The sequence below is a fragment of the Photobacterium sp. AWH4_225 genome (assembly GCF_056158405.1).
In genome coordinates, this window is the sequence record NZ_JBSWTF010000001.1 from 1,826,260 (window position 1) to 1,852,760 (window position 26,501).

General features: G+C 44.3%; 27 protein-coding genes, 2 tRNA genes and 1 pseudogene. 16 read left to right on the top strand and 14 right to left on the bottom strand.

Annotated features, from left to right (window positions below):
- Nucleotides 1-208 precede the first annotated feature (208 nt).
- The 5 genes and pseudogenes from ACXAD4_RS08705 to ACXAD4_RS08725 form a co-directional block, all read left to right on the top strand.
- A pseudogene (locus ACXAD4_RS08705) lies at nucleotides 209-337 on the top strand (ClbS/DfsB family four-helix bundle protein); the annotation flags it as partial.
- A 96-nt stretch (nucleotides 338-433) separates the two neighbouring features.
- Nucleotides 434-943, top strand: coding sequence for a GNAT family N-acetyltransferase (locus tag ACXAD4_RS08710; protein ID WP_475240645.1), 510 nt, complete (start codon nucleotides 434-436; stop codon nucleotides 941-943).
- Between the two features lie 41 nt (nucleotides 944-984).
- Complete coding sequence (locus ACXAD4_RS08715; protein WP_475240647.1) at nucleotides 985-2,022, top strand: NAD(P)H-dependent flavin oxidoreductase; 1,038 nt, start codon at nucleotides 985-987, stop codon at nucleotides 2,020-2,022.
- Between the two features lie 22 nt (nucleotides 2,023-2,044).
- A complete protein-coding gene (locus tag ACXAD4_RS08720; RefSeq protein ID WP_475240650.1) occupies nucleotides 2,045-2,422 on the top strand; it encodes a hypothetical protein in 378 nt (125 codons plus the stop codon).
- A gap of 55 nt (nucleotides 2,423-2,477) precedes the next feature.
- Nucleotides 2,478-2,945, top strand: a complete 468-nt coding sequence (locus ACXAD4_RS08725; protein ID WP_475240651.1) for an acyltransferase — start codon at nucleotides 2,478-2,480, stop codon at nucleotides 2,943-2,945.
- Nucleotides 2,946-3,008: 63 nt separating this feature from the next.
- Here ACXAD4_RS08725 and ACXAD4_RS08730 read toward each other — a convergent pair.
- A tRNA-Leu gene (locus tag ACXAD4_RS08730) sits at nucleotides 3,009-3,095 on the bottom strand.
- A gap of 44 nt (nucleotides 3,096-3,139) precedes the next feature.
- Nucleotides 3,140-3,213: transfer RNA gene (locus tag ACXAD4_RS08735), tRNA-Gly, on the bottom strand.
- Between the two features lie 279 nt (nucleotides 3,214-3,492).
- On the opposite strand from ACXAD4_RS08735, the gene ACXAD4_RS08740 reads away from it, so the two are divergent.
- The 4 genes from ACXAD4_RS08740 to ACXAD4_RS08755 all read left to right on the top strand — a co-directional run bounded on the left by ACXAD4_RS08740 (nucleotide 3,493) and on the right by ACXAD4_RS08755 (nucleotide 8,842).
- Complete coding sequence (locus ACXAD4_RS08740) at nucleotides 3,493-3,756, top strand: hypothetical protein (RefSeq protein ID WP_475240653.1); 264 nt, start codon at nucleotides 3,493-3,495, stop codon at nucleotides 3,754-3,756.
- 375 nt (nucleotides 3,757-4,131) lie between these two features.
- A complete protein-coding gene (locus ACXAD4_RS08745; protein WP_475240655.1) occupies nucleotides 4,132-5,541 on the top strand; it encodes an aminotransferase class V-fold PLP-dependent enzyme in 1,410 nt (469 codons plus the stop codon).
- 62 nt (nucleotides 5,542-5,603) lie between these two features.
- Nucleotides 5,604-6,542, top strand: coding sequence for a transporter substrate-binding domain-containing protein (locus tag ACXAD4_RS08750; protein WP_475240656.1), 939 nt, complete (start codon nucleotides 5,604-5,606; stop codon nucleotides 6,540-6,542).
- Nucleotides 6,539-8,842: a putative bifunctional diguanylate cyclase/phosphodiesterase gene (locus tag ACXAD4_RS08755; RefSeq protein WP_475240659.1), complete on the top strand. Its 2,304-nt coding sequence runs from the start codon at nucleotides 6,539-6,541 to the stop codon at nucleotides 8,840-8,842. The genes ACXAD4_RS08750 and ACXAD4_RS08755 overlap by 4 nt, the downstream gene beginning before the upstream one ends.
- An 89-nt stretch (nucleotides 8,843-8,931) precedes the next feature.
- Here ACXAD4_RS08755 and pdxY read toward each other — a convergent pair whose 3' ends face one another.
- Nucleotides 8,932-9,786 (bottom strand): pyridoxal kinase PdxY, encoded by an 855-nt coding sequence (gene pdxY, locus ACXAD4_RS08760; protein WP_475240660.1) that lies wholly within the window; start codon nucleotides 9,784-9,786, stop codon nucleotides 8,932-8,934.
- 210 nt (nucleotides 9,787-9,996) lie between these two features.
- Here pdxY and ACXAD4_RS08765 point away from each other — a divergent pair, with 210 nt between their 5' ends.
- From ACXAD4_RS08765 to ACXAD4_RS08775, 3 genes are all read left to right on the top strand, one after another.
- On the top strand, nucleotides 9,997-10,503 hold the full coding sequence (locus tag ACXAD4_RS08765) for an N-acetyltransferase family protein (RefSeq protein ID WP_475240661.1): 507 nt from the start codon (nucleotides 9,997-9,999) through the stop codon (nucleotides 10,501-10,503).
- A gap of 460 nt (nucleotides 10,504-10,963) precedes the next feature.
- Entirely contained in the window at nucleotides 10,964-12,472 is a 1,509-nt protein-coding gene (locus ACXAD4_RS08770; protein ID WP_475240663.1) for a peptide MFS transporter, read from the top strand.
- A 209-nt stretch (nucleotides 12,473-12,681) separates the two neighbouring features.
- Entirely contained in the window at nucleotides 12,682-13,044 is a 363-nt protein-coding gene (locus tag ACXAD4_RS08775) for a spore gernimation protein (protein WP_475240665.1), read from the top strand.
- Nucleotides 13,045-13,048: 4 nt separating this feature from the next.
- Here the strand turns inward: ACXAD4_RS08775 and ACXAD4_RS08780 are convergent, their stop codons facing one another.
- A complete protein-coding gene (locus ACXAD4_RS08780; protein ID WP_475240666.1) occupies nucleotides 13,049-13,444 on the bottom strand; it encodes a nitrous oxide-stimulated promoter family protein in 396 nt (131 codons plus the stop codon).
- A gap of 231 nt (nucleotides 13,445-13,675) precedes the next feature.
- Here ACXAD4_RS08780 and ACXAD4_RS08785 point away from each other — a divergent pair, with 231 nt between their 5' ends.
- Together ACXAD4_RS08785 and ACXAD4_RS08790 are read left to right on the top strand one after the other, a co-directional pair.
- Complete coding sequence (locus ACXAD4_RS08785) at nucleotides 13,676-13,969, top strand: hypothetical protein (RefSeq protein ID WP_107348508.1); 294 nt, start codon at nucleotides 13,676-13,678, stop codon at nucleotides 13,967-13,969.
- A 346-nt stretch (nucleotides 13,970-14,315) separates the two neighbouring features.
- Nucleotides 14,316-14,960 (top strand): thiopurine S-methyltransferase, encoded by a 645-nt coding sequence (locus ACXAD4_RS08790; RefSeq protein ID WP_475240667.1) that lies wholly within the window; start codon nucleotides 14,316-14,318, stop codon nucleotides 14,958-14,960.
- A 104-nt stretch (nucleotides 14,961-15,064) separates the two neighbouring features.
- Here ACXAD4_RS08790 and purT read toward each other — a convergent pair whose 3' ends face one another.
- Nucleotides 15,065-16,240, bottom strand: coding sequence for a formate-dependent phosphoribosylglycinamide formyltransferase (gene purT / locus ACXAD4_RS08795; RefSeq protein ID WP_475240669.1), 1,176 nt, complete (start codon nucleotides 16,238-16,240; stop codon nucleotides 15,065-15,067).
- Nucleotides 16,241-16,564: 324 nt separating this feature from the next.
- Here purT and ACXAD4_RS08800 point away from each other — a divergent pair, with 324 nt between their 5' ends.
- Complete coding sequence (locus tag ACXAD4_RS08800; protein WP_475240671.1) at nucleotides 16,565-16,969, top strand: hypothetical protein; 405 nt, start codon at nucleotides 16,565-16,567, stop codon at nucleotides 16,967-16,969.
- Nucleotides 16,970-17,059: 90 nt separating this feature from the next.
- On the opposite strand, the gene ACXAD4_RS08805 is transcribed toward ACXAD4_RS08800, so the two are convergent.
- The 9 genes from ACXAD4_RS08805 to ACXAD4_RS08845 form a co-directional block, all read right to left on the bottom strand.
- On the bottom strand, nucleotides 17,060-18,031 hold the full coding sequence (locus ACXAD4_RS08805; protein WP_475240673.1) for a TAXI family TRAP transporter solute-binding subunit: 972 nt from the start codon (nucleotides 18,029-18,031) through the stop codon (nucleotides 17,060-17,062).
- Nucleotides 18,032-18,179: 148 nt separating this feature from the next.
- Entirely contained in the window at nucleotides 18,180-19,070 is an 891-nt protein-coding gene (locus ACXAD4_RS08810; protein ID WP_475240674.1) for a DMT family transporter, read from the bottom strand.
- Between the two features lie 167 nt (nucleotides 19,071-19,237).
- Nucleotides 19,238-20,125 (bottom strand): cytidine deaminase, encoded by an 888-nt coding sequence (cdd, locus tag ACXAD4_RS08815; protein WP_317521382.1) that lies wholly within the window; start codon nucleotides 20,123-20,125, stop codon nucleotides 19,238-19,240.
- A 189-nt stretch (nucleotides 20,126-20,314) separates the two neighbouring features.
- Nucleotides 20,315-20,992, bottom strand: coding sequence for a CidB/LrgB family autolysis modulator (locus ACXAD4_RS08820; protein ID WP_475242739.1), 678 nt, complete (start codon nucleotides 20,990-20,992; stop codon nucleotides 20,315-20,317).
- On the bottom strand, nucleotides 20,992-21,333 hold the full coding sequence (locus ACXAD4_RS08825) for a CidA/LrgA family protein (protein WP_475240676.1): 342 nt from the start codon (nucleotides 21,331-21,333) through the stop codon (nucleotides 20,992-20,994). Before ACXAD4_RS08825 ends, ACXAD4_RS08820 begins: the two co-directional genes overlap by 1 nt.
- Nucleotides 21,334-21,442: 109 nt before the next feature.
- On the bottom strand, nucleotides 21,443-21,982 hold the full coding sequence (locus tag ACXAD4_RS08830; RefSeq protein WP_475240677.1) for a winged helix-turn-helix domain-containing protein: 540 nt from the start codon (nucleotides 21,980-21,982) through the stop codon (nucleotides 21,443-21,445).
- A gap of 214 nt (nucleotides 21,983-22,196) precedes the next feature.
- The gene (gene sbcB / locus ACXAD4_RS08835) at nucleotides 22,197-23,621 is read right to left on the bottom strand and encodes an exodeoxyribonuclease I (protein ID WP_475240679.1); all 1,425 of its coding nucleotides are present in this window, start codon (nucleotides 23,619-23,621) and stop codon (nucleotides 22,197-22,199) included.
- 268 nt (nucleotides 23,622-23,889) lie between these two features.
- On the bottom strand, nucleotides 23,890-24,342 hold the full coding sequence (locus ACXAD4_RS08840; protein ID WP_475240681.1) for a hypothetical protein: 453 nt from the start codon (nucleotides 24,340-24,342) through the stop codon (nucleotides 23,890-23,892).
- Nucleotides 24,343-24,473: 131 nt separating this feature from the next.
- Nucleotides 24,474-25,238 (bottom strand): EndoU domain-containing protein, encoded by a 765-nt coding sequence (locus tag ACXAD4_RS08845; protein ID WP_475240682.1) that lies wholly within the window; start codon nucleotides 25,236-25,238, stop codon nucleotides 24,474-24,476.
- 132 nt (nucleotides 25,239-25,370) lie between these two features.
- Here ACXAD4_RS08845 and ACXAD4_RS08850 point away from each other — a divergent pair, with 132 nt between their 5' ends.
- Nucleotides 25,371-26,129 carry a TSUP family transporter gene (locus ACXAD4_RS08850; RefSeq protein ID WP_475240683.1) on the top strand — a complete coding sequence of 253 codons (759 nt, stop codon included), beginning with the start codon at nucleotides 25,371-25,373 and terminating at the stop codon, nucleotides 26,127-26,129.
- The last annotated feature ends 372 nt before the right edge of the window (nucleotides 26,130-26,501 follow it).

Consider the following 26,501-nt stretch of genomic DNA (forward strand, 5'->3'; position numbering starts at 1 on the left):
GCGATGATATTGGACGCCTTCCGTACATAAGCTGCTCAAGCACCTTAAAACACAGTCTTTTGATGCCGCTCCGACTGTTTTTGGTGTCAACAAGGAAGGTTATGAGATGCTCTCATACCTTGAAGGCGAGGTGTATAACTACCCCTTGGTTGGGGCTGTTGCCACGATGGAAGCCTTGTCGTCTGCAGGGCATTTGCTACGTCAGTATAATGAAACACTCTACGGCATTGCTTGGTACAAGCAGTGGACGTTAGGAAGGATGATTCAGTTTAATACTTCATCTCCGATGAAAAACATGCGGACAAAAGTCAGGCGCTTCAAGAGAACCTACTGTTAACAAAATCGCTTTTGCGGCTTAAAATCAACTGATTATAGTTAGATGGCTCTAGTAGCCCTTTAGTTTCATACAAGGAGCCGTTGCTTGAAGTGTTTGGTGCCTAAATTAATTACAACAGAGCGTTTGTTGCTTAGGAAGTTGCAGCAAAGTGATGAAGCCTTGTTGTTGGATTACTTATCTGATCCAGAGGCTGTTCAATATACCTATGGGGACCCACTCGACATGGAAGGATGCCGAAAAGTCATCTCCAGTGTTGAGGAGCATTGGCATCGTCTTGGTTATGGGCCTTATGCGTTGGAGCTAAAAGACAGTAACGAGTTCTTGGGTCTAGTAGGGCTCTCTTTTCCCGAAAATTGGCCAATGCCTGAGTTAAAGTGGGCTCTAATTCGTCGCCATTGGGGGAAGGGGTATGCAAAAGAAGCGGCCAAAGCCATTCAAATTGTGGGTAGCCATTTCTTGCCCGAGCTAGATTTGATCAGTGTTGTTCATTCTCAAAATGTGTCTTCGATAAGACTAGCAGCCTCACTCGGGGCAACTTTTGAAAAAGAGCTCTCTTTGAGTGAAGGAGAAGTGTGGCACGTTTATCGTCACCCAAGAGTGGCATGATAGCTCCTTATTAATATGAAATGTATTCAATAAGGAAGGCCATGCAAAAGGATTTATTTAGCACGACATTACCTATTATTCAGTCTCCTATGGCTGGAGTGCAAGACAGTGAGTTGGCTATCGCTGTATGTGAAGCTGGTGGGTTGGGCTCTTTGCCTTGCGGTATGCTGGGTATTGCGCAAATCATTAGTGAGATAAAGCGGATTAAATCGGCCACGGATAAGCCGTTCAACCTCAACTTCTTTTGCCATGAAATGCCGAAGTATAACTCTGCCCAGCATGCCATATGGCAAGAAACCCTCAAACCCTATTTTGCAGAAGCTGGGAGCCAGTGTGTAAGCCAGCCCAGTGGTGCGAACAGAGTCCCATTCAATCACGATATAGCTGATGCAATAGAAGCTTTTTCACCTCGCGTGATCAGTTTTCATTTTGGCCTTCCTGATAAAGATTTATTAGCACGAATAAAACGCTGGGGCACCACGGTTATCTCAACGGCAACTACGGTCGAAGAAGCCTTGTGGTTAGAAACGCAAGGTGTTGATGCAGTGATTGCTCAAGGCATTGAAGCTGGCGGGCATCGCGGGATGTTTTTATCCAATAAGTTATCGACTCAGATGGGGCTTGTTTCTTTAGTGCCGCAAATAGCGTGCAAAGTAAACGTACCGGTTATTGCCGCGGGCGGAATAGCGTCAAGCGAAGGAGTGAAGGCTGCCATGTTGTTGGGAGCTGAATATGTGCAAGTCGGTACAGCGCATTTGCTTTGTGCCGAGGCGAAAACATCATCTATTCATCGTTTGGCGCTTAAAGGGGAACGGTCAAATCATACTGCAGTGACCAATATATTCTCTGGTAGACCTGCTCGAGGCATTGTGAATCGCGTGATGGAAGAGCTTGGTCCACTTTGTGTGGATGCCCCAGAGTTTCCTTATGCCTCAATTGAGATGACCCAATTGCGGAGCCTGTATGAGAAACAGGGAAAAGGGGATTTCTCACCGTTATGGAGCGGACAAAATACATCGGGCTGCAAGGAAGTGTCGGCCAAGGAGCTGACCTTGTCGCTGTCTTCTACATTAACCTAATCGGAACAAAGGCATTAATTATATGAGGCAGCAGTATCATTTTCGTCAGTCAGAGCAAGGATTGCAGGCTTGGGATGTTTTTCGCCTTATTCGGCTCTCAGAGGCACTTCCTGTTTTTGACATGCCGTTAGCCAATATAAAGGAGTTGGATGAAGCGTTCTGGTATGACTTAGGTGGAGCCAAACCAACATGCAGAAATATTTTAGAACATGCGAGTTTGATTAATAGTGCAGATCTGTCTTACCCCATTATCTTATGTCATGAGGGTAGGGTTATGGATGGGATGCATCGGGTTTGTAAAGCTGAAATGTTAGGCCACAGTACGATACGTGCTGTACAGTTTATTCATGCCCTTGCACCGGACTATATAGGGGTAGCTCCCGAAGCGTTGCCTTATTAATTGTGGCGATGTAATCTGATTTCTCATATCTAAATTAAGAAGTTAAAGGTATTTGATGCCTCAGCCAAGAATAATCCAGGCCAAAGTTGTCGATATAGAATGTGGTGACAATGTCACTATTATTGAACCGTCTAATGTTTACGGTTGTACCTTGCAGAACGATGTATTTATCGGGCCTTATGTCGAGATCCAAAAGAATACAGTCATCGGAGAAAGGACAAAAGTGCAATCTCATTCCTTTATTTGTGAATATGTCACTGTTGGTGCAGATTGCTTTATTGGCCATGGTGTCATGTTTGCCAATGATCTTTTCAAAGGGGGTGAGCCGGATCCTGACCCTGATAACTGGGGACGTACCGTTATAGAAGATAAGGTGACTATTGGTTCTAACGCGACTATTCTACCCGTGAGAATTTGCTCGGGCTCTGTGATTGGTGCCGGTAGTGTGGTGACAAAGGACATTACTGAAAAAGGTATCTATGCGGGCAACCCAGCAAAAATGCTTAGAGCGCTGCCTGTCTGAGATAAGCATCTATGTAGAAAAGGTTAGAAAGCTTGATAAATTGGATAGGCATAAAAGTAAGATTGGTGCGGAGGGAGGGACTTGAACCCTCACGTCCTTGCGGACACTAGCACCTGAAGCTAGCGCGTCTACCAATTCCGCCACCACCGCATGTCATCTTACTCGTCAGTAACTGTTCTTTGCGCCTGAACGCTTGGAGCGAACAACGGGAATCGAACCCGTGTCATTAGCTTGGGAAGCTAAGGTAATACCATTATACGATGCTCGCGTATAAGTTACTGATTACAAACAAACGATAAGCCTGTATCGCTTCACTCGCAATCCGATAAGATAAAATTTGCTACATTTATCACGCTTTGATGGGTGTGATTAAAATGATTGAACATTTAGTAAACAATTCTCATATTGTCAGCGGATGTACCGTTACTCGTTAACGCTTTCGATGTACACGAAGATGTTATTGGGTTTAACCCCCTCCGGGATATAGTGACCAACCTGAGCTAAGTTTACTGAGATAGCACATTTCATATTGATGCGGAGGGTGAGTATGGTACGCCGTTGTAAAACACCATTAGCGATAGCGTTGATTGCCTTTTCAAGTGGAGTTTTATTGATTGGTTGTAATGATTCTGCTGAGCCTATGGTTGGGGCAGATGAAGACGAGTACGGGTGCAAGAGCTCAGCTGGGTATAGCTGGTGTGCGAAAACGGAGCAGTGTGAGCGCCCATGGGAATTAGCCGAGCAACAAGGGTTTGAGAACACAGAAGAGGCATTTGAAGACTATTGCTCTAATCAAAAAGAGAATGAATGATAGCTTCGCTGTTACCTAAGCGACTTAGCACTAAACGTCTTGTGAAATAATGTTTGTAATTTACGCCCTGCCTATGCGGGGCGTTTTTGTATGTGGAAATAGCAATAAATCTGGAACAAAAGCGGGCTAAATGAAATAACAATTAGGTCTCACCATTGATTTTGGTCTAATTGTTTAACTAGTTGTGCAAAAAATTGAACATTACCTTTTAGGTATGGCTGTTTTGTAAATTCAATCGCTGTATTTGCACAGGGATAGTTTGATATTGCTCGGTATTTCTGAAAAGAATAATTACATTTGGCAATATTTTGTGATTTTATTGATTGAATTGTTAATTGTTCTCGATTTTTACGTGCACGACACAGGGAGATAAAAATGAGTCATTCAGAGTCTGATCTGAAAAACCGTAATCGCCGACAGTTTTTGAAAACGACTACAGGGCTAGCTGTTGCAGGGGTGGGTAGTACGGTATTTAGTAGCCAAGCTTTAGCTTCAGAGGAGTCAGTTGATTGGCAATCTCTACATCTAACAAGTGGTGAAGATGAATTTTGGCGTGAAGTTAGGCAACAGTTCATTCTCGATAAACATTCAACATACATGAATATCGGGACGACCGGTTCAATGCCCAAGCCTGTGCTGCAAGCCTTTCATGAGAACAATAAAACTGTCGCGAAGTATCCATGGGATATGGATGGAAAATTCGGTGGCTGGCCGTATGTTTCTGAGATGGTTGAATCTGTTGCTGCCGGCTTTGGCGCAGAGCCGCACGAGATCATTCTGAGCCGTAACACCACAGATGGGATGTGCACCATTATCAATGGTCTCCACTTTGAGCCAGGTGATGTCATCTTAACGACTCATCATGAACATGTTGCGGCATCGTCACCACTGAATGTTGTTAAGCAGCGTTTTGGGGTTGAGGTCGTTGAAGTAGAGCTGCCAATTTATACCGGTACTGAAAGTGTCAGCGAACAAGATTATGTGAAAGCGTTTAGAAAAGCGCTGAATGCGTACAGTAATGTTAAATTGATTGTCTTCTCGCATATTACTTACAAGACGGGGACACGCCTGCCAGCGAAGAAGATTTGTAAACTCGCGAAAAAATATGCGGTGCCAACACTTGTGGATGGGGCGCATACCATCGGCATGATGGACTTGGATTTCCACGATATCGATTGTGACTTCTATGCGGGGTCGGGTCATAAATGGCAGTGTGGCCCGGGGGCGACAGGGATCTTGTATGTTCGCGATAACGCTTCCCGTTTAGATGAGTATTGGCCGGAGTGTGAAAACCCACTTTGGTACATTAACTCTTCGCTATCTCATGCTGACTATCTGGGTACCCAATTGCAGATGCAGTATATAGGTAATGATCATTATCCGGCTAAGCAAGCATTAGCAGATAGCTGCAAAATGTGGGATGAAATTGGCCGTGACCGCATTGAATCAAGAGTTTTGTCACTGAGTAAGCTTTGTAAAAACTTGCTTACTAAAGCGCTACCTCATGCTCTTGTGTTCTCCCCTGATGTAGAAGGATTAGACAGCGGATTAACGACATTCAATCCGTTTCCATTCAACGCAGATGATGGTGAATTACTCACTGAATTTAGAGACCGACTAAGAGAAGAGTATGGCTACATCATACGGACGACGGACTTTAAATTGTATAAAGATGATGCTGTTTCAACCTATGCACTACGTATTTCAACTCATCTTTTCCACAATGAAAAAGATGTAAAAGGATTAGTAAAGGCGATTGAGGACCTTTATACACGTATGGCTTGATCAAATTAACGCCCGGCATTCGCTGGGCGTTTTTCGCATTTCATGGATGAGAGGCTGAATGGATGAAGAAAGCAAAACGGATAATAAATGCACTGATTGCGACTGCATTACTGGGAACAGGACTAGTGACCAGTACAGTCGTAACTGCTGATGATCTCGCCGAGATCAAAGCGCGAGGTGTTTTGCGACATATCGGTGTCCCTTACGCAAATTTTGTCTCGTATATCAAAACGGATGATTTCGAGTCACTAAGCGGATTGGATGTTGAGTTGGTTAAAGGGTTTGCCTCGTCAATCGGGGTTAAATACGAGTACGTGCCTGCCCAGTGGAATAATGTTGTCGGTAAATTGACGGGCCAAAATACCTTCTATGTAAATAATGAGTTTGTATGGGGCGAACAAATTCAGGTTGAGGGCGATATCATTGCTAATGGTGCGACCGTGCTCGATTGGCGTGAAGAGATCGTAGATTTTTCCGCTGACTATTTTCCCTCTGCTGTTTGGTTGGTTGCACGGGCCGATTCCCCTTTACAGCCAATAAAACCAACTGGGGATGTAGATAAAGATATTAATATCGTAAAAAGCTTAATAAAGAATAAAGACGTTTTGGCGATGGAGCATTCTTGCCTCGACCCTAATTTGTATAACCTGTATGACACAGGTGCGAATATCATCCTGCCTGAGCCCGGGCGGAAACTAAACGAAATGGTTCCAGCCATATTAAATAACGATGCAGAAACCACGTTATTGGATGTGGCAGATACATTAATTGCTTTAGAAAAGTGGCCTGGTGAGATCAAAGTTATTGGACCGGTCTCACAAGATCAACGTATGGCTGCAGCTTTTAGGAAAACTAGCCCCGATTTACGTCATGCATTTAATCAATATTTAACTAAGATTAGAAATGATGGGACATATCAGAAGCTTATAGAAAAGCATTATCCGTCAGTATTTTATTTTTATGGCGACTACTTTACTAAGAGCAATGAAACTGATTTATGAAGAAATGGATTGAAAAACTGTCAAGCAGTAACCTTATCATTCTTGCCGCAGTACTTCTGGCGGCATATCTGATATTGATTTTGGCAGTGACCAACCTTGGCCAAACAAGGTTGAAAGAGTCCCAGCACCGTGAGTTAACACTTAAAGTACAGAGCTATGCCAGTATGCTTGAGTACTTCTATAGTGTATCAAGTGAAGAAGTTTCAGATTTTACCACTAGCCGTGCAATGACAACCTTCTTTGCCAATTTAGCGTCTGGTATGTCAATGGAGTATGGGCTTGGGGCTAGTTTGGTTAGGCTTGATAATGAGCTTAATCAACTGGTTAAAAACAAGCTAATTAATAAAATACCTGTATACAAACGTTTTATACTGGCAAGTTATGATGGAACAGTAATTGTCGATACCGCTGAAAAAATCAGTTTACAGGTTGATGTGAAGCGATTCGAGAATACATTAGACGGCACTCATGTGTTGCATACACGACACGACCTAGAGCAACCACATAGTGAAATATTCAAAACGGTGTATTACTCTGGGCGTCCTGTGGCGTATCTTATCGCCGATATCAACACAACGGTTATTATTGAACAGCTAACGGCGCAAGAGTACGAAGGCAGTAGAAGCAAAATGCTGCTCTCTACGGGTGCTGATGATATTTTGGTTTGGAACTCAATAAAAGAAGATCCTTTCGAAAACTCTAATATTATTTTCTATGAGCTACCGATTGAAAACACACCTTATCAGCTAAAAGGTTGGTTTTCACCAATTAATGAAAAGGATATCTTTACATCTGGTTGGTTTGTAGTTGGTATTTCTTTTTTGGCCGTGCCTGTAATTATCGGTTTGTTTTATACCTTCAATATTAATAATGCCAACATTATATTAAAAACGAAATTTGAAGAATCCCATAAACAGCAAAGAGTACTTGCAGTTCAAAATGAAAGGCTGGTCGAAGAGATTGATCGTCGAAAACTCTCTGAGCGAAAATTAGCTTATCAAGCTTCGCATGATGCTCTAACAGGTTTGCCTAACCGCAAATATGGCAATGAACAGCTGGAGCTAGTTATAGCTAATGCGATTGCAACCAATACCAAGGTACTTGTGATGTTTATTGATTTGGATAATTTTAAGCAGATCAATGATACGCTTGGCCACTTGGCTGGCGATTATATACTTACGGAAAGCAGTCAGCGCCTGCTGTCCGTTGTCGGAGGGAGTAGTGTATTAGCTCGCTTAGGTGGTGATGAGTTTTTGCTTATTATTCCCAATCTCAGCGATGAAACATTTGCTCAGTCATTATCATCGTCAATCCTATCGCTGTTTGAGCGCCCTTTTTTCTGGAACAATCAGGAGTTTTTCATTACCACCAGTATTGGTATGTCTGTCTATCCTCAGGATGGTGACAATACCCATCAGCTTCTTGCTGCAGCAGATACGGCGATGTACCGGGTTAAGCAAGATGGGCGTAATGCGTTTCGGTTTTATGAAGACAGTATGTTGACGGATACCCAGCGTTCTTTGGATTTGGACGGGCGACTGCGCCAAGCTATTAGTAACAATAAAATTGAAATGCATTATCAACCTATATTTGATTTGGAAACCAACCAGATTGTAGGGGCTGAAGCTTTGATGCGCTGGAATGATGAAAGGCTCGGCTTTATTTCTCCTGATGAATTCATACCGTTGGCCGAGAAGAACGGTTTGATCCATAAACTGGGTGAGATAGCCATTACGCAAGCATGCCATCAAGCCGCTCGGTGGCAGTCTATTATGCCTATCAAGATTTCAATTAACTTTTCGAGTGTGCAGTTTAGGTATTGTGAAAAATTATTAGCCCAAATCCAACAGGGACTTGAGTCGTCAGGTTTGCCTGCAAATAGGCTGGATATTGAAGTGACAGAAAGTCTGCTGTTTGACCATACCCAAGATGTTATTACCTTACTAAATAACTTACGTAAGCAAGGGGTAGAATTGACGATTGATGACTTCGGTACCGGTTATTCAGCACTGAGTTATCTGCAAAAGTTTCCTTTCGACAAATTGAAAATTGACCGATCATTTCTAATAGATATTGATCAGAACGAACCTAATCGAGAGTTAGTTGGTGCCATTATTGCAATGGCAAAAGCGCTGAACATTCATGTTGTGGCTGAAGGGGTAGAAACCCGCTGGCATACAGATTTCCTTTTGGAAAAAGAATGTGATTACGGACAGGGGTACTACTTCAGTAAGCCACTACCTGCAGAACTGTTTGAGCGGCTGCTGTCGAAGGCTAGGGTGCCGCAGTCCGTTGCTTGAGAGCTAAAGCAACAATAGAAACGAAATCAACGCAGAGGGAACGGTTATTCACGCTGCGTTGATTTTTACTCGCCAAGGTTAGTCAGCGATTACAGTGCTTCTAGCGGGAAGTGCTCGGCTGGCTCAACAATCTCATTTTGCGCGGCAATGGTTTGTAGCTCCCACTCGCCACGCTGTGACGTTTCTTTTAGTACGGCGTAACAAGCATCATTACAATGGCTGAAAGCCTCCTCGGCCTTGCCTGTGGCTAGGTATTGGCCAGTGAATAGTGCTGAAATAAGATCGCCAACACCAACCGGCTGTTTGTCGAATTCAAGATGAGGACGTTGAGCGAGCCAGCAGCCATCTTGAGTTGCCAGCATCATAGAGAACTTCTCGCTTGATACACTGTGCAGGTGCTTAACCAGGACCATTTTCGGGCCTTTTTCCAATGCAAGTTGACAGGCTTTTACTGCATCTTCTAGCGAGTTGATTTCCATGCCCGCAAACTGGCTGAGCTCAAACTGATTCGGCACAATAATATCTGCCATCGGCATCAGAGTATTAATAAGGTGTTCAGCAATGCCTGGAGCGACGATACAGCCTTTGTCAGGTGCTCCCATTACCGGATCGCAGACATAAAGAGCTTGCGGGTTAGCCGCTTTGACTTTCTGGACGGTTTCTTTAATAGCAAGGCATTGCTCTGCACTACCTTGGTAGCCGCTAAGTACAGCTTCGCAGTTCTCAAGCTGCCCAATCTCTGCCATGCCGGATACGAGACTGGTGATATCTTCTGCAGCAAATGCACGCCCTGTCCACCCTTCTTTATATTGGGTATGGTTTGAAAACTGAACAGTGTGAATTGGCCAAACTTCAAAGCCCATGCGCTGAAGTGGAAAAACGGCTGAGCTATTACCTGCGTGCCCATAAACGACATGTGACTGAACAGAAAGAATACCTTTCATTATTTTTATCCTGTTGGGGTATGTGAACGACACAGATAATAATGTGACAGGCCACTTATCACAATTGCTAATAAGTACTTGTTACATTGCAGCGCTGAAATCATGGGTAAGATTTGTTGAGTTTAAACTTGTCAGGCAAGTTAGGTCATGTCAGATTGGTTTATATCTGTACAGTTAGGTGCGGGCGAGCTCTAGAGGGTAGGAGGATACATGGATGTTCTGGAAATAGTGACAACCACTGATGATGAACAAGGGTTGATTGAGTTATTAATTGAATGTGTTAACGATGGCGCATCCATCGGATTTTTACCACCATTAAAAAAAGTAGAAGCCATTTCATATTGGCATAATGTAGAGTCCGAACTCTCTAAAGGGGATCGGCGGCTATTTATCGCCAGAGAACACGACTTAGTAGTCGGTGTTGTGCAATTGGCGCTATGCCAAAAAGCCAATGGTATCCATCGTGCAGAAATTGAAAAGCTTATGGTGTTACCTCAGCAGAGAGGTAAAGGGTGTGGTAGGGCTTTAATGGCTGCAGCGGAAAAGGCCGCAGTGAAATTAGGTAGAAGCCTGTTGGTGTTGGATACCCGAAAAGGTGATGTGGCTTCTAAACTTTATTCCGCTATGGGGTTTCAGTTTGCTGGTGAAATTCCTGCATTTGCAATCAGTGCTAATGGTGAAATAGACGCAACATTACTGTTTTATAAACAACTCTAAGCTTCTATTCCGCGTTATTGTTTCTAGATTTAGAGCCACTAGATCTTCAAAATAATGCCTTGTCTATAAGCTTATAAAATCTCGCTGAACCTGCATCTTGAGGTAGCTTGGGTATAAATGACTAGTTTTCACTAGTCATTTTTTTTCGTTTTTCGATTTTCAAAAGAGGGCTTTTAAATTTTATATCTAGAACCAACTTGCACAATAAATGAACAGAGATGCGATTTAACTGCAATATTCATCATACAAAATCATCTATGCGATTGGTTTTGACTTTTACTGATGAGTTTATTATTTCCTTTTTAATCAGTGCGTTACTGTTAATTTTTATATCAATATCACATATATGCAAAAAAGTGCGCCTGGTATAGGTGATTTGTTGAATAAGTTGCTTTTGATCATGAAATTATCAGTTGTAAATTGCTAGTTTACGCAGTGCATAATATTGAAGGAGTATAATATGCAAGACGCAAATTCTAGATTCCCTTTTATTGCTAGAGTTCTTATCTTAAGGCAGTTTCTTTGGGGTGCAGCATTCTACGGCACCTATGTTCTACTCACGAAGTTTTTTCTTGATGAGCTAAATTACAGCGAAGCCGAAACTATCATGATGATGGGTGCCTTCGGTGCGGTTGGTCCGGTATTCTCGGCCGTCGGTGGTTTTGTAGCTGACCGTTATATTGGCTCATTCCGTGCGGTATATATTGGCTACACCACGTACACCATCGGTTTCTTTACCTTGGGTATAGGTGCAAGTTCGCTTAATGTGCCATTGAGTATTTTTGCGATTGCTTTAATCGGCTATGCAAGGGGGCTTTCTGCTACTAGCCCGACGGTACTATTGGGTAATTCCTATGCTTCTGATAACCGAGACTCGTTCCAGCAAGGTTTGACGGTTAATTATTCGATAAACAATTTAGGCTCTTTTGCTTCAAAATACCTTTTCCCTTTCATGGTGGCTTTCTTAGCGTATCAAGGTAACTTCTATATTGCATCTGGGTTGATGTCTATTACCTTGGTTCTATTTGTGCTTTTCCGTGACCGCCTCGTCGCCGTGGGTAATGAGATTGACCGTCGACCAGTATCAATGAAAGTGTGGGGTGTCTTTGTACTAGGATCTGCTTTAATGCTAGGTCTGGTGTTCTGGGTCTTCTCGAATCTTGATGAAGGTAAATACCTGCTTTACGCATTGGGTGCGGGTGCGATTGGTTATTTCATTTTTGAAATCACTCGTGCAACCACAGCTTTCAAATACAAAATGTGCGGGGTGTTAATTCTTATTTTCATCATGATCGTGTTCTATTTCTACTACGGTCAGATGCTGACATCGATGAACATCTACGCGATTAACCTGATGGGTGACCACCTATTTGGCTTGATCCCAATTCGCCCTGAGTCCAATGCTGCATTTAACCCGTTATGGTGTTTCGTATTGGGCGGCCCGGTGATCTTCGTTTATGGTTGGCTTGAGAAAAAAGGTATTTCTCCATCAATTCCAACTAAGTTTGCCGCTGCGTTTATCTTCAGTGCGATTGCATTCTCACTGCTAGGTCTATCAACCAACTTTGTCGGTGACAACGGTAAAATCTCAGCGGACTGGATCTTGTGGGTACACTTCTTCCAGTCTTTGGCTGAGCTGATTGTTGGTGCTTTGGGTGCTGGCTTTATCTTTGAGATGGTGCCTCGCTACTTGTCGGCTTTTTCAATCGGTCTTCGTTCTGTTGCCTTGTCACTAAGTGGCATTTTGGCGGCGGTTATCTCCACCAAGATTGCGTTGCCTAGAGATGTTGAGCTAACCCAAGATCTGATTGAAAGCGTTTATGCGAGTTACTTCTTCAACCTTGCGGTACTGGCTGTTGTAATGGCATTTGTGACTCTGGCGCTATCTAAAGTGATCAACAAGCTTATCCGTAAAGGTGAAGAACTCGAGAAGGAAGAAGAGGCCAAATCACTGACACCTCAGCATTGATTCTGATTTATCAGAGATTGATTTGTAGAGTTTTATTCCTCGTATATAAACTTTCTGAAAGCCAAACGCCAGCTAATTGCTGGCGTTTTTTATTGTGCGTGGGAAAGTGCTGCTACTTATTGGGTGCTTGAGTAGGATTTTTACTTGTACGATCAGGCGAATTGGTGTGATATTAATCGTATGAAAACACACAAGATAGTGGAGGGTGTGTGAAAAATTACCTGTTTGCTGCAGTCATTGGTGCGGTGATGTTGACTGGGTGTGGAGAGGAGCTGCAAATAACAGCTCACCCGATAAAGAATGTTGAGGACGTCCGTTATCAAGATGGTAATTTGGATGTCTACTGTTTAACCGGTATCTGCCAGTTTGAGTTATCGTCTAATAAAGACGTCGATTTAACCGTCACAATGCATTACAGCGAATCCCGCTCTTTCGACAAAATAGAGGGAGTCAGTGTCACTGGACGTGGTGGCTCAACAATTGAAATGCAAGGCGGCAAAAGCTTCCAGTTATCATTGGAAGCCAATGATCCACCCAGCACGATTCAAGTTGTCGATTACTACCGAAATTAATGGACTATTGCTGACTTAACTTGCGTTTGTGTCTGTTGGAAGCATTCGGTGCCGGTTTTTCTGGTACCGGCTTTTTGCCAGCCACTAAATGCCGGATAGCAAGGATGGGGTGGTGATAGAGCATTTTCGGGCCACTATAGCGCATGATGATGCGTGAGCGCTCTTTGTAGTCCGCTTTGTAGCAATGGATTGGGCATAATTTGCAAGTGGGTTTTTCCTCGCCATATGGGCAGCGGTCGAGCTTTGTTAGTGCGTAGTTTAAAAAGTCGACGCACTCTTCACATAGCATCTTTGTCCCATGATGATCCTTGCAGTAAATCTTCACCATCGCCTCAATGGTTTTATACTCTGTTTTCAGGCTCCCGATTAAGACAGAAGCGTCTATTTCGTGGTCACTCATGGCCATTTCTCTTGCTAAGAATCAATGCTGTACAACTAAAGTTATATTTCAAATGTAACTTATTGGCAAGGTGAAAAATATGACATAAATCGTCATTTTCCTTATAAATGCCCCGAATCATGTTAAGAGAACGAAAAAATTACAAATTTCTGCCAAGAATAGGCCTTGGGTGGGTTGATTTCGGCGAGTATGAGCAGTAGTATCCGCACCTCTTTTTTTGTGGTGGTGTATATGAGCAGATTTGAGTGCCTGGAAAGAATCGTCGAAGAATATCGTAAGAAAGTTCGCGACGCTGAGTTTAATAAACAGAATGACAGTGAAGTCGCTAAAGTGTTGGTTCTGCTTGTTGGAAACTCTATGTTCAACTTGGCAGATGAATTTGCAGATTGGGTAAATCGTGGTGGTGATCGTAGCTACGGCGGTAAGTTTTTTGTATCTAAGCAGCTAATGACGTTGCTTGAGCCAGTAACTTTCCGTGGTGTAACTGTTCGCCGTGACTCGATTAAGCTATTCCGAATTTCATAATTCGCTAGCATTTATCGTTTATTCAATGACTCTCATAAAAGAAAATTGAAGAACAGATTTTTAGCGGGATTTGCCTTTGAAGTCTCGTTAGCAAAAAAGGATGCTTCGGCATCTTTTTTTGCACCTGGTGGTTGTGTGTTTTTTGTTCTATGTGCGTGTTTTGCGCGCGAGCCTCTGAGGCGATATTGAGGACAAGCAATAGCTTCACACCAAGTAGATAGAGAAAGGCTTCCATAGCGCCGTATAGGGGCTTTTAGAGCTGCTTTATTCTTCTTAGCCTAATTAGCCATCTCAAGCTAAGTTTGATATAAAGCCCACAGTCGGTCTAAAAAAGAGAAAATGATCAATGGATGCAGAGTTTTGGCATAGCCGCTGGGCGGAAAACCGAATTGGTTTTCACCTTGATGATACCAACCCAATGCTTGAGAAATACTGGCAAGAAGTACAACCTACTTATGAAGATTCGGTATTGGTACCTATGTGCGGGAAGTCAGTTGATTTGACCTGGCTTGCGACTAAGCACGAGAAAGTAGTGGGCATTGAGCTGAGCGAGATTGCAGTCCGTGCTTTCTTTGCTGAACATTTTTACACCCCGATGGTGATCCCTGTAGGGAACGGCCAATCAATCTATGAGTTTGATGAAATTACCATCCACTGTGGTGATTACTTTACTGCCAACGTTGATCCGGTTGATATCGTTTACGATCGTGCAGCCTTGATCGCAATGCCACAAGAAATGCGCCAGAGTTATGTGCAGAAGCTACTTTCAATGGTGAAGTCGGGCGGGCGTATTTTGCTGATCACTTTGGATTACCCGCAGCACGAAATGGATGGCCCTCCATTCTCAGTCGTAAAAGATGAAATCGAAGCGCTATTTGCCGGCTGTGATATCCGCCATTTGGCCCGTGACGATGCTAATGAGTCACACCCTCGTCGAAAGCGTGGCCTGACGCGTTTTGCAGAAGAAGCGTGGTTGATTACAGTTTCTTGATGCCAAGATAAAAGGGTATAAGTTACTGATAACAAAAAAGGAGCCGATGGCTCCTTTTTTAGAAAATGATTAACTTTTTACAATTGCTAGCTGAGTAGGTGCAATTAGTACACAACCTTGATATCAGCGGCCGTCGCGATAGCATCTTCAACAGCACTTTCAGTGCTTTCACGGCGCGTTAGCGCAACACCTAGTCGGCGGCGACCGTTAATTTCAGGTTTGCCGAACAGGCGGATTTGAGTATTCGGGCGAGCCACTGCTGAGGCAATGTTATCGAAGCGAATATCTTCTGAACTACCTTCACCCAGTACCACAGCAGAGGCTGATGGGCCATATTGATGAATCGTGTGAATCGGTAGGCCTAGGAACGCACGAACGTGCAGGGCAAACTCTGAAAGCTCTTGCGAGATCAGTGTCACCATACCGGTATCATGCGGGCGAGGGGACACTTCGTTAAAGATAACCTGGTCGCCTTTCACGAATAGCTCAACACCGAAGGTACCGTAGCCACCTAGTGCATTTACCACTTTCCCTGCAGCGTTCTCAGCGGCTTTGATTGCCTCTTCTGACATCACTTGTGGTTGCCAAGATTCACGATAGTCACCATCTTGCTGGCGGTGACCGATTGGCGCACAGAAATGAGTACCGTCTACTGCACGGACGGTTAGGAGAGTGATTTCGTAATCAAAATCGATGAAGCCTTCAACAATCACACGACCCGCACCAGTACGGCCGCCTTCTTGGGCGTAGTTCCAAGCCTTTTCGATATCTTCTTGTGACTTGATGACACTCTGGCCTTTGCCAGATGAGCTCATCACAGGTTTCACCACACAAGGGATGCCAACGTGTTCTACGGCGGCTTTGAAGTCGTCGTAGTTGTCAGCAAAACGGTAAGGAGAGGTAGTCAGCTCAAGCTCTTCTGCTGCTAGGCGACGAATACCTTCACGGTTCATGGTCAACTTGGTGGCATTGGCTGTTGGTACAACATTCAAGCCTTCAGCTTCAAGTGCAACTAGTGTGTCGGTTGCAATGGCTTCAATTTCAGGGACAACGTAATCAGGCTTTTCATCGGCAATCAGTTGCTTTAGTGCTTCACCGTCAAGCATGTCGATAACATGACTGCGGTGGGCAACGTGCATCGCCGGCGCATCGGCATAACGGTCAACGGCAATAACTTCTAGACCGAGGCGTTGGCATTCAATGGCCACTTCTTTACCAAGCTCGCCAGAGCCAAGAAGAAGTACACGCGTTGCGTTCAAGCGGGTTGCAGATCCTAACATGGGAATTCCTTACTGGAGGTGACGTGAAACTTGTGCGGATCATACAGCAATTTCACTTTTGCGCAAACGTTTGCTTTTGGTTTGTTCATGACAATTTTGCGAATGGCGGATGACTAAAAAAGCGTAAGTTAAGAGTTGGTTAGAACGACGACAGGCTGGTGATGTTTTCGTCTATATTAGGGGGGTTCCAACGACAACAGAATCACAGCAATATTCTGTCATGATTGTCAAAGTTATGTCATTAGTCAGCTTCTAGGGTCGAATTTAACCTGCTTTACCGTTAGATTAGCCGCAGTTTTGTTTGGCAACGACAATGATTACATCATGAAAAAATATCTGTTAGCGTTGGGACTGATGATTGCAGTTCCGTTTTCGGCTCATGCATCTCAAGCTGTTGGTATCTTCTTTGGTAGCCCGATGTCGGGTATCCAGTACAAGCACGATGACCTGCGCTTTTCTCTGGGTATTGACGATTTTGGCTTGGCCTTTGATAAAACCTTCAACCTAGGTTCGCTAACCCAAGATCCGGGCATGAACAACCTATACACCTTTGTGGGTGCCCAGTACGTTGACAACAAGTACAACAAACTTGGTGTTCGTGGCGGTATTGGCTTCCAGGTGCCTGTAAACAGCTTCGAATTCTACGGTGAAGTTGGCCCGACTCTGTATGTCGTTGAAGATGTCGACCTAGACCTAGAAGGTCAGCTAGGTTTCCGTATCCGATTCTAAACATTATCGGAAGACATTTTTGCCCAAGTTTCTTGGGAATAGAGCGAGGAGCGTCGTGATAACGAGCTCCTCGTTTTTGTTTTTGTCGATTTACTCTTCTATGAGCTTAGCTTCCAGATAATATTTTCTTGCGCCATCGTGGAGTGGTGCAGTGAGGCCGTCTGCGACCATTTGCTCTTTAGTGAGGATGGCAAAAGCCGGATGAAGTTTTTTGAAGTTCTCAAAGTTAGTGAACACCGATTTGACCACTTCGTAGATGATAGTTTCATCTACTGCCACTGATGAGACAAAGGTGGCACCGACCCCAAAGGTCTGCACGTCAACCTCATTACCCCGATACATACCGCCCGGTACGGTTGCTTTACGATAAAAGCTATTCTCTTCGACTAGCTTATCAACTATAGGGCCTGAGACATTAACAATGACGCTTTCACAGGCGGAAGTCGCTTCTTTAATAGCACCGCTTGGGTGGCCGACCGTATAAACCATCGCATCAATTTTGTTATCACACAGGGCTTTGGATTGCTCAGAGGCTTTAAGCTCTGCCACCAGTGCAAAATCTTTCTCCGTCCAGCCATAGGCTTTCATCAGTACTTCCATCGTACCGCGCTGACCCGAGCCCGGATTGCCGATGTTCACCCGCTTGCCTTTGAGATCCTCAAAATTCTTGATGCCGGAGTCTGCCCGGGCGACCACAGTGAAAGGTTCAGGGTGAATAGAAAACAATGAACGCAGTGATTTGAACGGGCCCTTGCTTTCAAATTTACTGGTGCCGTTGTAGGCATGATACTGCCAATCTGATTGAGCGATCCCCAAGTCCAGTTCGCCGGCACGGATGGTGTTGATGTTATAAATAGAGCCCCCTGTAGATTCTACCGAGCATCTTACGCCATGCTTCTTCCGATCTTTATTGACCAGCCGGCATATGGCACCGCCTGTCGGGTAGTAAACACCGGTTACACCACCGGTACCGATAGTGACAAAAGATTGAGCTTGTGACATTGAAGAGAGTGATAGCAGAGCGCTACCAATAAACGAGAAAGCTAAAGCACGCCAAGACATTCCGTAAACCTCGCATCTATCTGGTTAGGCTGAGTGTAGACGGTGAGGTTATGAGATTTGTCGTGCGAATAAGACAATCCCCGGTTGCTTTGGGAATTATCACCAACAGGGGATTGAGTTTGAAACAGACGTGGGTTTATTGTGCCGTTTAACTCTCTGTCCGCACCGTTTTCTTGTTTTCCCACTGAGTAATGAAAGCAACAGAAGCAATAATGATCGCTGCACCTAACCACAATCTGCCCGGTGGAACCCAACCAAAGACTAGCCATCCACCAAGGACATTGAGCGGTAATTTAGCGTGATCAAACGGCTGAACAAATGAAGCATCGGCGACGGCGTACGCTTTGGCGATGGCCCATTGTGCTAGCGCTGTGAGCAAGCCTGCTGCACCAAGCAACAACCAGGTTAAACCGGTTTGCGGCAGGGTGAACTCCGGCACAGCAAGGAATAGGTTGTAAGGCGTGATAAGGATCAGCAGGTAAACCACAATGGTGGTTGGTGATTCACTGGCCGACATCTTCTTGACCATCAGTGAGTAGCACGCCCAGAAAAACGCAGCCGCGACGGGTAACAGTGTTGCCCAGCTAAAGCCGTCTGACCATGGCTCGAGTATGATCATGGCACCGCTGAATCCAGCCAGTGTTGCTAACCAGCGCGCGGTGCCGACGTTCTCTTTAAGAAATATGCCTGCACCAATTGTGGCGAATAGCGGGGAAGTCATTAGAAGCGCGATACCTTGCCAGATAGGCACAGGGTAGGCCAATGCCCAAAGCCATAGCTGAATACCGATAACAGCGAGAAATACGCGAAAACAGTGTTGGCCAAAATGTTGGGTGCGCAGGGCGTTGCGAAGTCCTAAGGTCCGTAGCCAGGGAAAGATAGCGACCAAAGCGATGAAGTATTGAAACAGAGCAACAGTGGTTGACGGAATATGAAGAATCATACTCAAATACTGCGCTAGGCTGTTAACGATAGCGAAAGCCAGGCCGGCAGAGATCATCCAGCTGGCCCCTTGGAGCGGGTTGTGTTGATGCGACATGTAATAACGATTGGTTGAGTTTATAACTTGAAAATCATACTCCTACCGGTAGCAAGAGAAAACCGCTTTGTAATAAAAACAATCGACAATGCCAAAAAACGCATAAATACAAAAAAACCGCCAGTTGGCGGTTTTTTCAGTCAGATACTTTATTCAATCAGATAAAGTTAGGCTGCAACATAAGACAGCGGAATATCTGGGTTCAACGCTTCCAAAGTGGTTTGCGTATCAGAAAGGTGGCTGATAGTGCTGTCCGCTTTTTCTACCAGTGCCGCTTCTTCAATCTCAGCCAACGGGTAGCCAGCCATATTCATGTTAATCAAAGCAACCTGTAGTGGAGGAAGGCTTGGATTAAACGCCGCGTTTTCGGCATACATGCCAATGAAAGTTCTACCGTCTTTGGCTTTCAACGCTACACCGCTGAAGTTCTTGGTGTAAGGGGCATGGGCACGGTTAGCTGCTTGGCATGCTAGCTGAACAAGTTCTTCAGAAGCTTCGGTTTCAATACCGTTGTCCACTTTGGTAAGCAGCGCATCAGTAATGTTCAGGTCGGCTGGGCCAAAAGATTCAGGTAGGTACTCTTGCAATGACTTTGCAGCGCGTTCAGGCAGTTGAACAACCAGCTCTTTTGCGGTTGTTAGTTCGTTCATGAACTGACGGCAGTGACCACACGGGCTGTAGTTAATGGTGATATCAGAAATACCGGTTTCGCCTTTCACCCAAGCGTGGCTGATGGCGGATTGTTCGGCGTGGACCGTTTGAGAAAGGCAAGCACCAACGAATTCCATGTTAGCACCGAAGTAAAGCGTACCAGATTGACCACGTACAATCGCGCCAACATAGAAGTTAGAAATAGGTGCAACAGAATAAGCAGCGGCAAGCGGAAGTAATGCAACACGCAATTCACTGTCAGTCATGTTGGTTTTCGACATTAACTGAGCAAACACCTCAGGGCTTAAGGTGGCATCGAAATTCTCAGCTTCTAACACTGGTTTGATGGCAGAAGCTAGATCAGCGGGTAGAGCGCCTAAAGCATCCATTACTTTAGTGTGCATGAGTTTTCACTCCGTCTTGTGTATGGAGAAACATTGTAGGCTTGGTAATTGTATATTTGAGTGATCTTGATCACGTTTAACGATGTATCGTTGCATGGTTTGCATTAATGCGAGTCGGGTCACACAGGTTCTAAAAAAATTATAGAATATTATCAGTGATTTAGTATTGTATTCGATTACTAGCACAAGCTAGCTAAACACTGCCATGATGAGTGGAAACAATAAAGGCGCCAAAATTGACGTGATCACACCACAAATCACCAGTGCCAATGAGCTAAATGCTCCTTCCTGATAATTCTCTTCTGCAGCCTTTGCCGTGCCCAATGCATGGGATACTGTCCCCATGGTTAAGCCTTTGGCGATAGGTTCTTTTACGCCGATAAGCCGAAACAGGGGATAACCCAATACCGCACCGAACAAGCCAGCAATAATAACCATGATAGCGGCAACAGAAGGCAATCCGCCAACTTGCTCTGCAACGGCCATTGCAATCGGTGTAGTGACAGATTTGGGCAAGATAGAAGCTGTAAGCTGTGCATCTGCGCCAAGCGCCAAGGCAATACCCGCGCCGGTAACCATAGAAAGTACACTACCTACTAAGCAGGCTGAGAAAATCACCTTCCACTTTTTGCGGATTTGGCTTAATTGCTCATAAAGCGGGAAGGCCAATGCGACCACAGCGGGTTCCAGTAATGCGTTTAGCCACTTGTTCTGTTCGAAATAGGTCTCGTAGGGGACTTCGAGCCACATCAGCAGCGGAATGATCACAAGCAAACAGATGAGAAGCGGGTTAACGATCGGGTGCTGGATATGCTTGGAAATATAACGAGCCGTATAGAACACGACCAAGGTAGTCAGCAGCCAGATCATTGATTTTCCTTATAGTGTGTTGCCAGGCCAATAACGACGAAAACCACCACACTACTACCGATAGTGCTAAGAAGAATGATAAGCGTGTTATTGGTAAGTAGATCGAGGTAGTTAATCAAGCCGATGCCGACAGGCACAAACAAAAGTGCCATATGGCGGATTAACAAATGACAGCCTTGCATGGCCCAGTGAGCAGGGATAAGCCCCATAGAGAGTATGGTAAACAAAATCAGCATGCCGATGATGCTACCTGGGATGGCTAAACCTGTAAGGTGTTGAATGCCTTTGCCTAACATGAGGCAGAAAAAAATGATAAAGAAAGAACGTAGATATGCCATGAGCCCTTCAGGTGTGGGTGAAGAAACTCATTTATCATACAAAATAAACGTGATCTAAGCCACACTTAGTTACTTCGGATTTTCCAGCTATGCTTCGGAATTTTTTCAGTTATAGGTAGCCCATAAAAGAAGCAACAATGACGCCGAGTGCCATTAGCGCTAACACAGCCACAGATACTTTATGCGCAACACTGGTTTTGACTATTTCTTCAGTTGCCGAACGGAACTCTTGATCATCGTGTTTTTCGATAGGGGGAGTCACTGTTTCTTCTGCTTTTTCAGGTTCATGAACCAATCGACACATTTTTTCCGGCAATGGCACCCTAAAGCCATATGGAGCAACGACTTCGATTTCGATTGCCATTTTGCCGTGTTGGTCTAGCTTGGCTGCTAGAGGTTTAAGCACGGTGTTAAGATCGTAGTGATGATTGCCGCTGTCTTCATAAGGGTCTAACTGGCTGAAGGTTTTGTTGTGCAGTTGTTCATGGCTGATAACCTCTCCAGCACAATAGCACAGCGCCTCAAGCAAACGAGACTCATGTAAGGTAAGTGGGGTTTCTGTTTTGTCTCGCCAAACCAATAAGTGGACATCTGGCTCGAAATCGACATTTGGAAACCGGAAACAGCGTGTTAAAGATTGTGTTGTCATATCAATCACTACAATTCAACCTTCGAATCCATGAATGACAATTTAAAGATCCATCACTACTTAGTGTTGGTGCAGTTCCGGTGTTGCGCAATCTCACAACGAAGAATCATTACTGTTAAAAAGCCCCTCGGCTGCATGAGCACAAGGGGCTAAAATTTTTTGACCAAATTTCAGCTAGCTAGCAAAGAAGCGAGTCTTGCCTATGGTGTCTAGTTTACACGAGTGTTTGTACGTAATCGTAGACAGCTTTTAGGATCTTCATGTTCTTCTCACTCGACTGGTGCTCCATAGCGACGTCTTCGAGGTTTTGCATGTAGCTTGGCAGGTTCTGTTCAAAGAAATCCTGGCAGTGATGTTTCCAGCGCTGCTGCTCTTGGTAATCCAAGGTCATTGGGAAGTTACGAGCACGGTAGCGGAACAGCAGGGGCTTGATACGCTTATCGCTGACATTCAGTTCTAGCTTGCCCAGTTCTTCTTCTGGTGTTTTCTGGATGATGTCGATGGTAGAGCGGTCAGCATTAGAGAAGAAACCGTCGTAAAGCATGGCATCGACATTGTCATGTTTTTCAAATTCACGCTCGACACTGTAAATTGCCAATAGCTTTTCACGCACTTCAGGGTGAGCTTTCAATGTTGCCAAGTTCTTCAGGCAAGCTTCACGATCGATACCGATACGGGCTGCATCTTCAGCACGCAATGTTTTCGCCGGCGCAAGTACAGGGCACTTGTTCAGGTGAATTAGCTTAAGTGGGACTGGTAGCTCGTCTGGACCTAGTTCGGCACGCTTGGTATATAGACGCTCACGCAGCTCATCGGCAGATAGCTCGATAAGCGGGGTAGGATCCATAGCCAAGTTTACCGTGATAACCGCATTTTTGTTATCCGGATGCCACGCCATCGGTACAATCCAGCTGGTATTGCCGCACTCAACACCGAACATGCCAGAGACATGCATCAGCGGTGTCATTTCAACAATATCAACCAGCTCTTGCAACTTACGCTTGTTACGCAGCTTGAAGAAGTAATCAAACAGCTTTGGCTGGTTTTGTTTAATGATTTTTGCCAGTTCGATAGTCGCGTACACATCAGCCATTGCATCGTGAGCGTTAGCGTGTTCGATACCGTTAGCAACAGACAAGTGCTCCAGCTTAAAGCTTGGCAAACCTTCTTCGTTGGTCGGCCAGTTCATGCCATCTGGACGCAGCGCATAACAAGTACGCATGATATCCAGTAGATCCCACCGCGAATTGCCGTTCTGCCAGCTCCAGGCATACGGGTCGTAGAAGTTACGGTAAAGGGTATAGCGGGTGACTTCATCATCGAAGCGCACATTGTTGTAGCCAATCACACAGGTATTCGGCTTAGACAGCTCTTGGTGAATGCGGGCAATGAACTCAGGCTCTGACAAGCCTTTCTCATGGGCTTCCTGCGGCGTGATCCCGGTGATAAGGCAAGCTTCAGGTGAAGGCAGGTAATCCACAGGCGGCTTACAGTAGATCACCAGCGGCTCACCGATGATGTTCATGTCCATGTCTGTACGCACACCTGCAAACTGGCAAGGGCGGTCTAGTGCCGGGTTGGCTCCGAAGGTTTCATAATCCAGCCAAAACAGGGTTGGCTGATTGTCGTTGTTGCTCATTATTATCTTCACACGGGTAAAGTGTCATCTGGCTTAATGATAACAAAGAATTAGGGGGAGGGGCATGGCTAAATTTGCGCTTAAAACCTCAACAGTTTCTAATGTCATGTACTTTATGGCTTCTAAGTTAACCTACTTAAACCACGTCAATATGGGGCAGATTAGTGGAATTAGCTTTTGTAAACCGGCACTATAGGGGCACTGAAGGCTCACATATGTTCAACATTAAGAGAGTTTTCTTTTTTCGATGTGATGAAGAACATTATAATTAGAGCCTTGATATTCTAATAATATAATCTTTATAAAGTAATACTTTAAAGTTACCATTTCCTTCTCTAAATACACCTCTTTGCTCATATAACTTATTGTATCCATATCTTATATTTCTTGGCTCGATGATGAATTTTTTGCTAGAAATGAAAAATTCATTAGTGATATACTTTTTTCTACCAGGATAGGACTTAAAGTTTTCTACTTCACCAACTATCACTTCACAATCATAAGGGGTACATTTTCCTTTGAGGGCACTTTGTATTGAGGAGTTGATCGAATAATTGTCAATAAATGCAATCATAGAGACTGTAAAAAAGAATGTATAACCGATCTTTTCTTTTAAGGCACCTGTTTTATATCTCAATATATATCCTATTAAGGATATCATTGATATTAATAAAAGATGAATATTATCATTGAAATAATCTGGTGCTTCATATAATATCATTTACCTTATATCCTTTAAGGTTTAAATTTATCATTTCTAAAATACCATACCAGTTAAGCGCGAGCAATTATTTGCATGATTGATATTGTGTACTGCCAGAAAAAAAACACAAATAATAAATGGATGACCATTTACTCACAATCTTTAGTGCTGTACTGGCGGGCGTTAAATTTTTCACCTCTAGGGCCAACAGAATAGAAGGTTGTAATGGCATTATTTCTGGTGCTGACGATGACTGCCGTATGGGCGGGGTAATCATCGGTTTCAGGGATGTTCAAGAAGCATCCCTTCCTTCCTTTTAGCTTGAAATATCCTCGAGTGGCCTCATAGAGGATCTCATCGGCGTTCATCTCAAGGTTATAGCCATTCACTTTTTTAAAGCCTCCTCTGCCGTCGGGCGTTATGTAACTTACCGGGACAGAATATATGCCTTTGTCCTCTACAATTTCGTTTATGGACGGATCAAAGCATTTAGTTGTCCCTAGCTTACACATTGATATATGATTTTGCTCAAAAAGCGCTTGATATCTAGGGGCATAGTGTAATCCACCAAGTGAGCCATCTTTCTCTTTTTCACCACAGAATATGTGCGTAAAGCCATCATTTTCAGCCCAAAGCCTGACAAGTTTTTTTTGAGTAAGAGAACTGTCTATAGTTAGCAACCTATCAGTAAGGTCAGGGTGTCTATTAAACAACGACTCTAAATCATTGTTAGTCACGACATAGCCCCAGTCACCGCATATTTCCAAGACATCCTTATCTATAGGCTTATATTCGAAGTTGTATGTAGGGGCATATTTCGTATTGGGATCATTATCAAAGAAAGGTACGCGGGTGTCGGCAGTAACTTGACTACTGAAGACGATAAAGGAGGTTAGCAAGATTTGAGTTTTCATATGCAATCCCTTTTCAACTCGTTTCGTGTAATTAATGCCAACTAGAAAATTGTTACACAGATAGCTTAGCAACGACTCATTTACTTGGGTAACATACGTGCCTTCAACGTTGTGGACTGTTGTAGGTTAAGTGTGGAATTAACAATAGATATCGTCGCGATTTTCTTTCTTGTAGCCCTGATTGCTGGGTTTATTGATGCAATTGGAGGTGGAGGCGGGTTGATTATTCTCCCTGCGCTACTATTGGCTGGCTTGTCACCTGCACAGGCTTTGGCGACGAATAAGTTTCAGGCTATTTTCGGCAAGATTTCTTCAGTCGGCTACTTTGCCAAGCAGGGTATGATTGACTTCTCGAGCCTGAAAGTGCCTTTGATACTCTCTTTTGTCAGTTCGGGTTTTGGTGCCTTCCTGGTACAACGTATACCGTCTTCGGTTTTGAGTCAGTTTTTGCCGTTTATGATCTTGGCGGCCATGGTGTATATCTTGTTCTCGCCACGGATTGCAGATTTTGATACCCAAAGCCGGATATCGATGGGGATGTATGGTTTTACTTTCGGGGCGTTGATCTCTTTTTATGATGGTTTCTTTGGTCCTGCATCAGGTTCATTTTTCGTTATCAGCTTTGTCTCCTTGCTGGGTTTCAGTGCGGCTAAAGCGGTGGCACATGCCAAGCTGCTGTTGCTTGTGACCAATTTGGCCGCTGTGATGGTATTCATGACTGGCGGTGAGATTATCTGGTTACTGGGTTTGGCAATGGCTGCCGGTCAGTGGATTGGTGCTAAATACGGCTCAAAGCTGGTTCATCATAAGGGTAGCAAGGTGGTTAAGCCGGCCTTGATAGTCGTGTGTACGGTTATGTTGGGAAAACTGGTTTACGCCAACCTGTTTTAAACCATTTAGGCTTGCCACTTAATACCTGACTATCAGCAATAGTGGTAAGCCTTTGGTCGACATGTCACAAGCTTTGTTCACAACGCCGATATCCTAGTTACAAGTCCGAAAAAGAACGCGAGGTAACAGCTAAATATCACAATAACAGGCAAGTACTTTTTCATTCTAATCCCCTTAATCATCCCTTCTCTGATAGCCACATTGTCGTTGCTTTCTACGTAGATATCCATGGTTTTGAGTAATTCATATTTGGCGGTTTACGTGTGCCTATTTCGTGCAGTATTGAATTTCTCTAATTCATCGAATGGCTGTGTGATGTGCTGAATAATGGCTCCAACAGTCCACAGGGCATAAACGATACGGTTTTTTGGA

What these genes read in the sequence shown, in the direction of transcription:
- ACXAD4_RS08825 (WP_475240676.1), bottom strand. Translation starts at nt 21,333, where the DNA reads ATGGCATATCTACGTTCTTTCTTTATCATTTTTTTCTGCCTCATGTTA.
- ACXAD4_RS08805 (WP_475240673.1), bottom strand. Translation starts at nt 18,031, where the DNA reads ATGTCTTGGCGTGCTTTAGCTTTCTCGTTTATTGGTAGCGCTCTGCTA.
- ACXAD4_RS08785 (WP_107348508.1), top strand. Translation starts at nt 13,676, where the DNA reads ATGAGCAGATTTGAGTGCCTGGAAAGAATCGTCGAAGAATATCGTAAG.
- sbcB (WP_475240679.1), bottom strand. Translation starts at nt 23,621, where the DNA reads ATGAGCAACAACGACAATCAGCCAACCCTGTTTTGGCTGGATTATGAA.
- ACXAD4_RS08790 (WP_475240667.1), top strand. Translation starts at nt 14,316, where the DNA reads ATGGATGCAGAGTTTTGGCATAGCCGCTGGGCGGAAAACCGAATTGGT.
- ACXAD4_RS08800 (WP_475240671.1), top strand. Translation starts at nt 16,565, where the DNA reads ATGAAAAAATATCTGTTAGCGTTGGGACTGATGATTGCAGTTCCGTTT.
- ACXAD4_RS08740 (WP_475240653.1), top strand. Translation starts at nt 3,493, where the DNA reads ATGGTACGCCGTTGTAAAACACCATTAGCGATAGCGTTGATTGCCTTT.
- purT (WP_475240669.1), bottom strand. Translation starts at nt 16,240, where the DNA reads ATGTTAGGATCTGCAACCCGCTTGAACGCAACGCGTGTACTTCTTCTT.
- ACXAD4_RS08720 (WP_475240650.1), top strand. Translation starts at nt 2,045, where the DNA reads ATGAGGCAGCAGTATCATTTTCGTCAGTCAGAGCAAGGATTGCAGGCT.
- ACXAD4_RS08770 (WP_475240663.1), top strand. Translation starts at nt 10,964, where the DNA reads ATGCAAGACGCAAATTCTAGATTCCCTTTTATTGCTAGAGTTCTTATC.
- ACXAD4_RS08840 (WP_475240681.1), bottom strand. Translation starts at nt 24,342, where the DNA reads ATGATATTATATGAAGCACCAGATTATTTCAATGATAATATTCATCTT.
- ACXAD4_RS08845 (WP_475240682.1), bottom strand. Translation starts at nt 25,238, where the DNA reads ATGAAAACTCAAATCTTGCTAACCTCCTTTATCGTCTTCAGTAGTCAA.
- ACXAD4_RS08780 (WP_475240666.1), bottom strand. Translation starts at nt 13,444, where the DNA reads ATGAGTGACCACGAAATAGACGCTTCTGTCTTAATCGGGAGCCTGAAA.
- ACXAD4_RS08745 (WP_475240655.1), top strand. Translation starts at nt 4,132, where the DNA reads ATGAGTCATTCAGAGTCTGATCTGAAAAACCGTAATCGCCGACAGTTT.
- cdd (WP_317521382.1), bottom strand. Translation starts at nt 20,125, where the DNA reads ATGCACACTAAAGTAATGGATGCTTTAGGCGCTCTACCCGCTGATCTA.
- ACXAD4_RS08715 (WP_475240647.1), top strand. Translation starts at nt 985, where the DNA reads ATGCAAAAGGATTTATTTAGCACGACATTACCTATTATTCAGTCTCCT.
- pdxY (WP_475240660.1), bottom strand. Translation starts at nt 9,786, where the DNA reads ATGAAAGGTATTCTTTCTGTTCAGTCACATGTCGTTTATGGGCACGCA.
- ACXAD4_RS08765 (WP_475240661.1), top strand. Translation starts at nt 9,997, where the DNA reads ATGGATGTTCTGGAAATAGTGACAACCACTGATGATGAACAAGGGTTG.
- ACXAD4_RS08750 (WP_475240656.1), top strand. Translation starts at nt 5,604, where the DNA reads ATGAAGAAAGCAAAACGGATAATAAATGCACTGATTGCGACTGCATTA.
- ACXAD4_RS08830 (WP_475240677.1), bottom strand. Translation starts at nt 21,982, where the DNA reads ATGACAACACAATCTTTAACACGCTGTTTCCGGTTTCCAAATGTCGAT.
- ACXAD4_RS08755 (WP_475240659.1), top strand. Translation starts at nt 6,539, where the DNA reads ATGAAGAAATGGATTGAAAAACTGTCAAGCAGTAACCTTATCATTCTT.
- ACXAD4_RS08810 (WP_475240674.1), bottom strand. Translation starts at nt 19,070, where the DNA reads ATGTCGCATCAACACAACCCGCTCCAAGGGGCCAGCTGGATGATCTCT.
- ACXAD4_RS08725 (WP_475240651.1), top strand. Translation starts at nt 2,478, where the DNA reads ATGCCTCAGCCAAGAATAATCCAGGCCAAAGTTGTCGATATAGAATGT.